Annotated in this window: 8 protein-coding genes and 1 pseudogene; all 9 read left to right on the top strand. The window is 66.1% G+C overall.

The window, feature by feature from the left end:
• Positions 1–33 precede the first annotated feature (33 nt).
• Positions 34–1,398 (top strand): annotated as a pseudogene (locus HHL14_RS25500) (flavin-containing monooxygenase); the annotation flags it as partial.
• The gene (locus HHL14_RS25495; RefSeq protein ID WP_169500361.1) at positions 1,395–2,114 is read left to right on the top strand and encodes an ABC transporter ATP-binding protein; all 720 of its coding nucleotides are present in this window, start codon (positions 1,395–1,397) and stop codon (positions 2,112–2,114) included. The pseudogene HHL14_RS25500 and the gene HHL14_RS25495, both read left to right, overlap by 4 nt.
• A complete protein-coding gene (locus tag HHL14_RS25490; protein ID WP_169500360.1) occupies positions 2,111–3,550 on the top strand; it encodes an ABC transporter permease in 1,440 nt (479 codons plus the stop codon). Before HHL14_RS25495 ends, HHL14_RS25490 begins: the two co-directional genes overlap by 4 nt.
• Before the next feature lie 179 nt (positions 3,551–3,729).
• Positions 3,730–4,488 (top strand): outer membrane lipoprotein-sorting protein, encoded by a 759-nt coding sequence (locus HHL14_RS25485; protein WP_169500433.1) that lies wholly within the window; start codon positions 3,730–3,732, stop codon positions 4,486–4,488.
• An 11-nt stretch (positions 4,489–4,499) separates the two neighbouring features.
• Positions 4,500–6,011 carry a hypothetical protein gene (locus tag HHL14_RS25480; protein WP_230413187.1) on the top strand — a complete coding sequence of 504 codons (1,512 nt, stop codon included), beginning with the start codon at positions 4,500–4,502 and terminating at the stop codon, positions 6,009–6,011.
• A gap of 56 nt (positions 6,012–6,067) precedes the next feature.
• Entirely contained in the window at positions 6,068–6,517 is a 450-nt protein-coding gene (locus tag HHL14_RS25475) for a DUF4345 domain-containing protein (protein ID WP_329601730.1), read from the top strand.
• A gap of 63 nt (positions 6,518–6,580) precedes the next feature.
• The gene (locus HHL14_RS25470) at positions 6,581–7,672 is read left to right on the top strand and encodes an esterase/lipase family protein (RefSeq protein WP_169500359.1); all 1,092 of its coding nucleotides are present in this window, start codon (positions 6,581–6,583) and stop codon (positions 7,670–7,672) included.
• 2 nt (positions 7,673–7,674) lie between these two features.
• Positions 7,675–8,703, top strand: a complete 1,029-nt coding sequence (locus HHL14_RS25465; protein ID WP_169500358.1) for a lipase secretion chaperone — start codon at positions 7,675–7,677, stop codon at positions 8,701–8,703.
• Between the two features lie 123 nt (positions 8,704–8,826).
• Positions 8,827–11,094 carry a multicopper oxidase family protein gene (locus HHL14_RS25460; protein WP_329601729.1) on the top strand — a complete coding sequence of 756 codons (2,268 nt, stop codon included), beginning with the start codon at positions 8,827–8,829 and terminating at the stop codon, positions 11,092–11,094.
• Positions 11,095–11,096: the final 2 nt, after the last annotated feature.

Here is an 11,096-nt window from a genome sequence, read left to right as displayed (position 1 = left end):
CAGCAAGAAAGGACAGGATTCGTTATGACGAAGCGGGATTTCAGTTCGCGCTATTGCATCATCGGCGCCGGCGCGGCCGGTATCACGGCCGCCAAGAATCTGCACGAGCAGGGCCTCGCATTCGACGTGATCGAGCGCGAAGACGACGTGGGCGGCACCTGGTACTACGGTCGCGACAACAGCGCGATCTACCGGTCGGTCCACATGATCAGCTCGAAGAAGTTTTCCGAGTACACGGACTTCCCGATGCCGGACGACTATCCGATCTACTCGCGCGCCGATCAGGCGCTCGCCTATCTGCGCAGCTACGCGCGCCGCTTCGGTCTGTACGAGCACATCGAATTCGGCCGCAGCGTGATCGATATGGAGCCGGTGGCGGGCACCGCGCTGTGGGACGTGACGCTCGATCACGGCGAAGTACGCCGCTATAAGGGCGTGCTGGTCTGCAACGGTCACCTGTGCAAGCCGCAGATGCCGGCCTATCCGGGCCGTTTCGGCGGTTTGCAACTGCACTCGGCCCAATACAAGACGCCGGACGTGTTGAAGGGCAAGCGCGTGCTGGTGGTCGGTGCGGGCAACTCGGGCTGCGACATCGCGGTGGAAGCGGTGCATCACGCGCAGGCGGTGTTTCACAGCACGCGACGCGGCTACTACTACTGGCCGAAATTCGTGTTCGGCATTCCGGTCGACCGCTGGGCCGAGTGGCCGCTCAAAATGCGTCTGCCGATGTGGATGCGCCGTCTTGCCGGCGAGAAGCTGTTGCGTTTCGCGACGGCGGGGCAGCCGGAAGACTACGGTCTGCCGAAGCCCGATCACCGCCTGCTCGAGTCGCACTTCATCGTCAACTCGACGCTGTTCTATCACCTCGGCCACGGCGACCTGACGTCCAAGCCGGACGTGCACGAATTGTGCGGCGACAGCGTGCGCTTTAGCGACGGCAGCGAAGAACGCGTGGACGTGATCATCTATGCGACCGGTTTCGAGCTGAGCTTCCCGTTCATCGATCAGGCGTATCTCAGTTGGAACAAGAACCATCCGCAGCTGTATCTGAACATGTTCGATGCGCAGCATCCGAACCTGTTCTTTATCGGCCTGTTCCAGACCTCGACCGGCAACTGGCCGGTGATGGACTATCAGTCGCAACTGCTCGCGCGCTATCTGCGTGCGCGCGACGCCGCGCCGCGCAAGGCGAAGCGCATCGACAAGCTGATCAGCACCGACCATTCCGACTGGAAAGGCGGCATCCATTTCACGAACACGCAACGTCACGCGATCGAGGTCGAGCACTTCGAGTATCGCGCGCAGCTCAAGCGCCTGATCCGCAAGCTGCCGGCGTCGGCCGTCGGCGCCTCGGCGCTGCCGTCCGCGCCGAGACGCGAGGAGGCCACCCACGCATGACCGTCTCGTCTGTTTCGAACGCGGTGTCGATCGAACGTGTGCAGAAGAGCTATCTGCTCGACAGCGTGCGCGTGACCGGCCTCGCCGACGTGTCCGTGAGGATCGCGCCGAACCGCTTCACCGTGCTGAGCGGCGCGTCGGGCAGCGGCAAGACCACGCTGCTGAACATGATCGGTTGCATCGACCGGCCCGATAGCGGGCGCGTCGTGGTGGCCGGTCAGGACACCGCGCTGCTGTCCGACGACGCGCTGTCGGACTTCCGCGCGCGGCATATCGGCCATATTTTTCAGACCTTCAATCTGCTGCCGGTGCTGTCGGCGTACGAGAACGTTGAATATCCGTTGCTGATGGCGCGGCGGCCCGCGCGGCAGCGTCAGGCGCGCGTGATGGAGTTGCTCGACGCGGTCGGCCTCGCCGACAAGGCGCGGCATCGGCCGGGGCAACTGTCGGGCGGGCAGCGCCAGCGTGTCGCGATTGCGCGCGCGCTCGCGCGCGAGCCGGCACTGGTGCTCGCCGATGAACCGACCGCGAATCTCGACAGCCGCACCGGCGAAGCGATCATCGCGCTGATGCGGCGCATGCAGCAGGAGCGACGCGTGTCGTTCGTGATTTCGTCGCACGATCCGCAGGTGCTGAGCGCGGCCGACGAAGTGATCCAGATCCGCGACGGTGCGGTGATTGGCCAGCGCAGCATGGTGGCGGAGGGCACGGCATGAAACACACGTTCCTGCTCGCGTTGCGCAACCTGCAACGCAACCGCCGACGCTCGCTGACGACACTGCTCGCGATGATCGTCGGCGTGTGCTCGATCCTGCTGTTCGGCGGCTTCAGCACCGACATCACGCTCGGTTTGCAAACCGACTTCGTGCGGCGCAGTGGCCATCTGCAGATCCAGCGCCAGGACTACTTCCTGTACGGCAGCGGCAACCCGGTCGCGTACGGCATTCGCGATCCGCAGAAGCTGCTCGACACGCTGCGCGCCGATCCGGTGCTCAAGCCGATGCTGGTGGTGGTCACGCCGACACTGCAATTCGGCGGCGTCGCGGGCAACTTCGCGGCGGGCGTGTCGCGCACCGTGCTCGCGCAAGGGATGGTCGCCGCCGACCAGGGCCGCATGCAACTGTGGAACGAGTACGCGTTTCCGCTGAAGCCGCACCCGTTCGCACTCGAAGGCACCTCCGACGATGCCGCGGTGGTCGGTCGTGGCGTCGCGCGGGTGCTGCAGCTGTGCATGGCGCTGCACGTGCCGGATTGCGCGGAGCACGAGCCGGGCCATGGACAGGCGCATGAGCCGTCGGCCGCGGCGGCGGACGGCGCGAGCGACGCAGCGTCCGCCACCGCGCCGGCCGACGTGCTCGCGCTCGCCGCGCTCGAAGCGCCGCCTGCCGAGGCCAAGAGTCCGGCGACGCATATCGAAGTGCTGGCCACCAACGCGTACGGCGCGCCGAACGTCGGCAGCTTCACGGTCGTCAAGGCCGAACAGCAAGGGGTCAAGGAACTCGACGACGTGTATCTCGCGATGCATCTGCCGCGCGCGCAGCGGCTCGTGTATGGCGGCGACACGCCGCGCGTGACCGCGATCCAGGTGCAGTTGCGCCACACCGCGCAACTGCCGGCCGCGCGCGAGCGCATCCGCCAACTGCTCGCGCAGCACTTCGCCGATCAGTCGCTCGACGTGCTCGACTTCGCGACGCTCAACCCGTTCTACGACCAGACCAACCGGATGTTCTCGGTGATCTTCGGCTTCGTGTTCACGCTGATCGGCGCGATCGTGCTGTTCGTGGTCAGTAACACGATGAGCACGGCGATCGTCGAACGGACCGTCGAAATCGGCACGTTGCGCGCGATGGGCGAGCGGCGCGGCGGCATTCAGGCGCTGTTCGTCAGCGAAGGCTTGCTGCTCGGTTTCGCGGGCGCGGCAGTCGGCGTCGTCGCGGCGTTGCTGATCGCCACCGGCATCAACCATAGCGGCATCTCGTGGACGCCGCCCGCGCGGATCGACTCGATCGCGCTGACGGTGCGTGTGTGGGGCCAGTGGCGGTTGATGGCGCTGACCTTCGTCGGGCTTGCGCTGGTGGCGGGTCTGTCGGCGTGGTGGCCGGCGCGCAATGCCGCGCGGCTGTCGATCGTCGATGCGCTGCGGCACGTCTGAACCCCATGTCTGAAGTGGGTGGTTTTTTGTTTCGTCATTGCTGGAATTTCTGGAGTTTGCCTGTGCGTCGTCTGTTTGCTTCTTCGTCCGTCTCTTCGTTCGTTCGCGTATCTGGACGCTTGCCCGCCCGCTTGTCTGCCCGTCTGCTGGTGGCCGCTTCGTTCGCGGTTCAGCTCGCCGTGCCCGTCGCGCTTCAGTTCGCCGCGCCGGCCGCGCATGCGCAAAGCGCGCCCGATCCGCAGAAGCTGCTGCGCGAAAGCGATGCGATCCGCACGCCGACCGGCTCGTTCGTGCTGAACGCGGCGCTGACCGAGTATCGCGGCGGCAAGCAGGTCGACGGCAACGCGCTGACGATCTACTCGAAGCCCGATGCGCCGGGCGGCGCGTTTCGCACGCTGGTGCGCTTCATCCAGCCGGCGCGCGACGCGGGCAAGCTGATGCTGAAAAACGGCAACGACCTGTGGTTCTACGATCCGGCCAACCAGGCGAGCATCCGCATTTCGCCGGACCAGCGGCTGCTCGGTCAGGCGGCCAACGGCGACGTGGTGACGGTCAATCTCGCGCACGACTACAAGGCAGAGCTGAAGGGCACCGAGGACGTCACCGACGGCGACCGTCAGATGCGCCATTGCTACAAGCTGTCACTGGCGGGTCAGTCGGAAGGTCTCACGTATCACCGCATCGAGATGTGGCTCGACGCGAGCAATAGCCGTCCGGTGAAGGCGAAGTTCTATTCCGAGAGCGACCGGCTGCTGAAGACCGCGTTCTATCGGCGCTATACGCAGCAACTGGGCGTCGATCGGCCGACCGAAACGGTGATCATCGACGGACTCGATTCGAGCTGGGTCACGGTGATGCAGTTTTCCGGCTACGCATGGCGTGACATTCCCGATGCCTGGCTGCAACGCGATTCGCTGCAGCGCTTCAAGGCGGAATGACGCGGCGCTCGATGCGCTCGTTCGCACCGACGGCCACGCTGCTGATGGCGGCGTGGTTGCCGTTCGTGTGCGGCAAGGCGACGGCGGCCGAAGCTGACGCGAACGATGCACCACCGGATGCGGCAGGCGCAGCCGGCGTGCCGGGTGGCGCGGAGGCGGCAGGCACGGATGCAGCGGATGTAGTGGGTGCGGGTGCGGCGGGCGTGGATGGGGCAGCGGCGCATGCGCCCGATTACGCGCCGGTCACACGCGCGGCGACCACGGCGCCCGCCGCTCCGGCTAGCACCCCGAGCATCCCGAGCACTGCAAGCACCGACGCCAGCGACGCCACCGCCGCCGCGCTCGACCTCGCCGACGCGACGCCTGACACGAAGGTACAAACCTCGCGGCCGTGGAAGGTCGCGATCGAGGAAGCGGTGCGGGCGAGCGGCGCGCGCGACGGCACGTACTCGGGCCGCAGCCAGCTGTCACTCGACTTCCAGTATGTGCAGGCGCTGGGCTCGCAATTCGTCGTCAACTTCGCGGCGCGTTACGACCGCTTCGATCCGTTGTCGTCGCAGGCGGAGTCGCATCGCGACGTGCCGCTCGTGAAAGAGGGCTACGTCAGCTGGCATCCGTCGTCGTTGCAGCAGGTCGACCTCGGGCGGATCAACATGCGCATCGGCGCGGGCGTCGGCTACAACCCGACCGATTTTTTCGGCGCGGGCGCAATCACCACCGACGTGCCGCCCGATCCCGACAGCCGTCGCACGACGCGCCTCGGCAGCGTGGCGGTGCGCGCGCAGCAACTGTGGGACACGGGCTCGGTGTCGCTGACGTACTCGCCGCGGCTCACGAGTCGCAGCCTGCCGGGCAACCCGGACGCGTCGTCGGATCTGCAGCGCACCAACGGCGTCGAGCGCTGGATGCTGCTCGGCAGTCAGCGGCTCGGCGCGACCGTGCAGCCGCAGTGGGTAATCTATCGCGAGCAGGGCGAGGCGCCGCAGGTCGGGCAGAACCTCAGCGTGCTGATCGGCAATTCGGTGGTCGCCTATGCGGAGTGGACGGGCGGTCGGCGTCGCTCGCTGATCGGCCGCGCGAACCATATCGACGACACCGCGTTTCGCACGAGTTCGTCGATCGGCGCGACGTGGACGCTGCCGGTCGATCTGTCGTTGACCGCGGAGTTTCAGAGCAACGGCGCGGGCGCGAGCGCATCGCAGTGGCGTTCGCTCGCGGCCACCAATCCGTATGCATGGGGCAACGCGGTGCAGACGGCGGTAACCTCGCAGGAACTGCCGAGCCGGCACGCGCTGTTCGTGATGGCGATGTGGCGCAACCTCGGCGTGCGTGGCCTCGACCTGTCGGCCTTCGTGCAGGCCGATGCGGGCGGCGGCCGGCAATACTGGGCCGAACTGCGGCGCCGCTTCCAGCGCTTCGACGTCGCGCTGCAGGCGCAGACGCAGACGGGCCCGGCATGGAGCCGCTTCGGGGCGATGTCGGAGGCGCGCAGCGTGCAACTGGTGGGTGTTTTTTATCACTGAGTTTTGCCACTGAGTTTTATCACTCAGTTCTATCAATGAGACCGTGAGGAGATCAAATGAGCGAGCGCTTCGCAAACCCAACCATGAACAGCGGCGGCACGGCGGGCCGGCGCGCCTTGCAGGTCGCGACCGCGATCCTCGCCGTGGTGCCGACCGTCTCCGGCCTCGTCGCGATGACGGGGCTCGCCGATCCGCTCTACGCGCATCTATCGCTGCCGCACGACGCCACGCTCGACAGCAACCTGCGCTTCTATGCGGGTGTCTGGATGGGCCTGGGTCTCGCGGCGTTCTGGGTGGTGCCGCGCATCGAGCGCGAAACCGTCCTGTTCCGCGCGCTGTGGCTGATGATTTTTATCGGCGGTATCGGCCGGGCGGCGTCGCTGTTCGCGGTCGGCCTGCCGTTTCTGCCGTTTGTCGGCTTCACCGCGCTCGAAGTGATCGGCGCGCCGCTGTTCATCTGGTGGCAGCACCGCGTCGCGCTCGCGGCGTCCAGGCGGCGGCCATGAGCGCCTGACGCAAAACATTTTTCATAACACTACTAACCGAAGTTAACCGGAGAATACGCTCCTATGAGAAATACAAGTTTTACCGTGCGTCGCTTGTGGACGCTGCTCGCGGGTCGCGCGCGCTATGCGGTGCTCGCCGCATCGCTGGCGCTCGGCGCGGTCGCGAATCCGGCTCACGCAGGCACCACGGCCGTGGCCGATAACTACGCGGCAACCCGCTACCCGATCATCCTCGTGCACGGGCTGACCGGCACCGCCGACTACTTCGGCGTGCTGCCGTACTGGTACGGCATGCAGGCCGACCTCAAGAGCCATGGCGCGACCGTCTACGTCGCCGACCTATCCGGCTTCCAGAGCGACCTCGGCGCGAACGGCCGCGGCGAGCAACTGCTGGCGTATGTGAAGCAGGTGCTCGCGGTCACCGGCGCGCAGAAGGTCAACCTGATCGGCCATAGCCAGGGCGGTCTGACCTCGCGCTATGTCGCGGCCGTCGCGCCGAACCTCGTCGCGTCGGTCACGACGATCGCCACGCCGCATCGTGGCTCGGAGTTCGCGGACTTCGTGCTCGCCGCATTGAAGCTCGATCCGACCGGCATCGCGACACCGGTGTTCGGCGCGGTGCTCAATATCTTCGGCGTGCTGACGAGCGATACGCACAACACCAACCAGGATTCGATCGCGGCGCTCAATGCGTTGAGCACGACCACGACCGCATCGTTCAACCAGTTGTTCCCGAGCAAGGGTCTCGGCACGGCAGGCTCGTGCAAGATCGGTGCGGCGAGCGAGACCGTCAACGGTAACGTGCATCTGCTGTACTCGTGGAGCGGCACCGCGTTCCAGCCGATCTCGCTGTTCGGCATCGTGACCGGCGCGGTCGATACCAGCGTCGGCTTGCTCGATCCGGCAAGCCTGCTCGATATTTCGACGCCGGTGTTCTACACCGCCGGCGTGATCATGGCCGGGCGCAAGTCCGGTCCGAACGACGGCTTCGTGTCGGCGTGCAGCTCGCTGTACGGCTCGGTGATCAGCACCAGCTACAAGTGGAATCACTTCGACGCGATCAACCAGCTGCTCGGCATTCGCGGTCTGAATGCGGCCGATCCGGTGGCGGTCCTGCGCACGCACGCGAATCGTCTGCGCACGGGCGGAGTGTAAGCATGGCGCGCGCCGGAACTTACTGGAAAGCGTTGTTTGCAGTGGCCGGCGCGGCTGCCGTCGGCGCGGTCGCGTGGGTGCTGCTGGCTGGGCATCCGGGCGCCGCGCCCGCGGCGGCGGCGGACGGTGCGCCAGCGGCGCAGGCTGCCCCGGCGGGCGCCGAGGCGCTGGATAGCGCGTCCGCGCCGCAGGCGCCGGCGTTGCCGGCGTCGCTGGCAGGCACCGAGGCGCCGCGCCTGCCCGTCGACGAGCACGGGCGTCTGACCCATACGCGCGCGGTGCGCGACTTCTTCGACTATTTCCTCACCGCGCAGGACAGCGAGTCGCCGCGTGCGATCGACGCACTGGTGCGTCGCGCGATCGCCGCGCAGCTCGAAGGCACGCCCGCCGCCGACGAAGCGCTGGCGGTCTGGCAGCGCTACAGCGCGTATCTCGCGGCGAGCGCGAAATTGACGCCGCCGGCCAGTAACGCGAGCCCTGGCAAGCCGGACCTGGACGCGCTGCAGACCACGCTCGACCAGCGCGCGGAACTCGCGACGCGCCTGATGGGCGATTGGAGCGACGCGTTCTTCGGCGACGAACTGCACCAGCAACGCGACGATCTCGCGCGGCTGCGCATCACGTCCGATCCGAACCTGAGCGACGCGGAAAAGCGTGCACGTCTCGCGGCCCTGGATGCCGGACTGCCCCCGGCCGAGCGTGCCGAACGCGAGCAGGCGCGCGCGCAGGAGGCTACGATCGATTCGATCGCGCAGTTGCAGAAGCAGCATGTCTCGCCCGACGACCTGCGCGCCCAGGTGTCGCAAACGCTTGGGCCGGCCGCCGCCGAGCGGGTCGTGCAGATGCAGAAGGACGAAGACGACTGGCAGTCACGTTACGCGAGCTACGACGCGCAACGCGCGCAGCTTGCGCAGGCCGGACTCTCCGCGCAGGACTACGCGACGCAAGTGGCGAGTTTGCGGCAGCGGCTCTTTCCCGACAGCAACGACGCGCTTCGCGCGGCGGCACTCGATCAGGGAGCGGGGCACTAGACGAAGGTTCGAACGTAGTCGTGCAGTTGGCCAGATAACAGGATTCACAAGAATTCAAAAATCCATAGAAGGAAGGGCTAAAAGCCCTCGGGGGTAGTAATGAGGTTGTCTTCAGTAGTAGCAGTGTGGTTAGTTGTTCTGATCGGTCTTACTTTCGGTCGTGAAGTCCATGCGCAGGCGGTGTCGGCGGCGCAGGCATTCGCCGATCTCAGCGCGACCGCCGAGGCGAGCGCGGACAATACCGCCGAGAATTCGACCGGCGGTCTCGCGTCGATACTCGCGCGGCAGCGCTGCCTGACCGGCTATACGTTCGACGGCAGCCAGGCTTCGCTCGGGCTGAACGTCAACATGACGAGCTACAAGCTCTTCAACCCCGACACGAATGCGTTCGATACCGTGTCGATGCGCTCGTACAACGGCTGCCCGGCGGGCCCGACCATCAGCGTGAAACCGGGCATGCGTCTGAACGTGACGCTCAACAACCGGCTGCCGCCCGAATCGTCGACGACCTGTCCGCCGAATCCGGACCCGTCCGTTCCGCACTGCTTCAACACCATCAACCTGCACACGCACGGGATGCACGTGTCGCCGTCCGGCAACTCGGACAACGTGATGGTCAGCGTCGCGCCGAACGCGAGCTTCGCGTATCGCTACGACATTCCCGCCAACCATCCGGCCGGCACGTTCTGGTATCACTCGCACAATCACGGCTCGACCGCGATCGATGTGTCGAGCGGGATGGCCGGCGTGCTGATCGTGCGCGGCACGCGAACCGCGGCGGCGCGCGCGTCGAACGGCGGCATCGCGGACATCGATACCATCCTGCATCGCAAGGAGCGCTCACAGCCGTTTCGCGAGCACGTGATGCTGTTCCAGCAGATCGAGTACGGCTGCTTCGAGAATGCGGCGGCGAGCGCGCCGCTCGCCGATCCGGTCACGCAGGCGTGGGTCTGTCCGCAGGGCAGCGTCGGCGAGATTCGCAATTACACGAATCAGCTGAACTTCGTCGCCGATCCGCGTCCCGGCCATGCGGGTGAGGTCAACAGCACGTGGGCAATCTCGGGGCGCTATACGCAGATCAACGGCGTGGTGCAGCCGGTGTTTCCGGGCGTGGCGAGCTATGTGCCGGCCGGCGAAATCCGTCGCTTGCGGATGATTCACGGCGGCAATCGCGACACCATCAACGTGAAGATCGTGCGCGCCAATCTGGCGGCGCTGGGCATCAACGATTCGAGCGCGCTGAGCGCCGCCGACGTGGACAGCGCGACGCGCACGGCCGCCGCGCGGCTCGCGGCCTCGCATGGCCATGCACAGCAGACCACCACGCTCGACGCGCTGTGCAGCGGCGAAACGGTCAAGCAGCTGGAAATCGCGGTGGATGGCTTGACGCGCTCGTCGATAGTCGAGAAGGACGTGAATACGCTCGACCCCGGTTATCGCAGCGACGTGCTGGTCGCGTTTCCGCGTCCCGGTTTGTACTGCATCCTCGACGAGGCGGCGAACGCGGCCGCGACGATCAACTTCCGCCGCAACTCGGCGACCGTGAAGGACCGTCGGCTGCTTTCGTTCGCGCGCGTCGGGCCGGGCAACAACATCCCCGATTACAGCGACGACGGCCTCGGTCATTCGAAGTACTGGCAATACGTGCGCAACCAGCTGGTCGACGCGAACCAGAACCTGCCGCGCGACGTGCTGGCCGACCTGAACCGGCTCGACACGCACGTATTCGCTCCGCCGCGCGTGACCGACGGCGTGCCGGCGAAGACCGTGTCCGATACGTTCGACGTCGACGCGTCGTCTGGTGTGCCGCACTTCGTGATCAACAACCGGCTCTACGACATGAGCCGCATCGATTACACGGGCACGCTCGGCAATCTTGACGAATGGCGCGTGAGCACAACGGTGGCGGGTGGCGGTCATGTATTCCATATCCACGTGAATCCGTTTCGCGTGACCGACGTGCTGAATGCGTCGGGTCAATCGATTTACGATTCCACCGGCGCGTGTACGCAGGCGGAAATCGCGACCGGCGATACCCAGTACTGTACGCAGCGCGACGTGCTGCGCGACACCATCTTCATCAAGCCCGGCTATACGCTGGTGCTGCGTACACGTTACGAGGATTTCATCGGCCAGTTCGTCATGCATTGTCACATCCTCGATCACGAGGATCAGGGGATGATGCAGAACATCGCGATCGTGTCGGGCAAGAGCACGTCTACACCTAACGCGCCGAACACGCCGGGCGCCTCTAACGTGCCGAAGGTGACGACGCCCGCGTGGCTCGCGAACAATCCGCTGCTCGGCGGGCTGCTGGCGAAGCTGTTCGGCTCGACCTCGAGCGCACTCGATGCCGCGCTCGCCGCATCGATGTGCGGGACCAAACGCTAACG

It is taken from the genome of Paraburkholderia antibiotica (assembly GCF_012927125.1).
Classification (GTDB): domain Bacteria; phylum Pseudomonadota; class Gammaproteobacteria; order Burkholderiales; family Burkholderiaceae; genus Paraburkholderia; species Paraburkholderia antibiotica.
This window is presented reverse-complemented; position numbering and strand designations above follow the sequence as displayed.

Excerpts from the sequence above, each read along its gene's own strand:
- HHL14_RS25475 (WP_329601730.1), top strand. The coding sequence starts at position 6,068 with ATGAGCGAGCGCTTCGCAAACCCAACCATGAACAGCGGCGGCACGGCG.
- HHL14_RS25495 (WP_169500361.1), top strand. The coding sequence starts at position 1,395 with ATGACCGTCTCGTCTGTTTCGAACGCGGTGTCGATCGAACGTGTGCAG.
- HHL14_RS25480 (WP_230413187.1), top strand. The coding sequence starts at position 4,500 with ATGCGCTCGTTCGCACCGACGGCCACGCTGCTGATGGCGGCGTGGTTG.
- HHL14_RS25470 (WP_169500359.1), top strand. The coding sequence starts at position 6,581 with ATGAGAAATACAAGTTTTACCGTGCGTCGCTTGTGGACGCTGCTCGCG.
- HHL14_RS25490 (WP_169500360.1), top strand. The coding sequence starts at position 2,111 with ATGAAACACACGTTCCTGCTCGCGTTGCGCAACCTGCAACGCAACCGC.
- HHL14_RS25465 (WP_169500358.1), top strand. The coding sequence starts at position 7,675 with ATGGCGCGCGCCGGAACTTACTGGAAAGCGTTGTTTGCAGTGGCCGGC.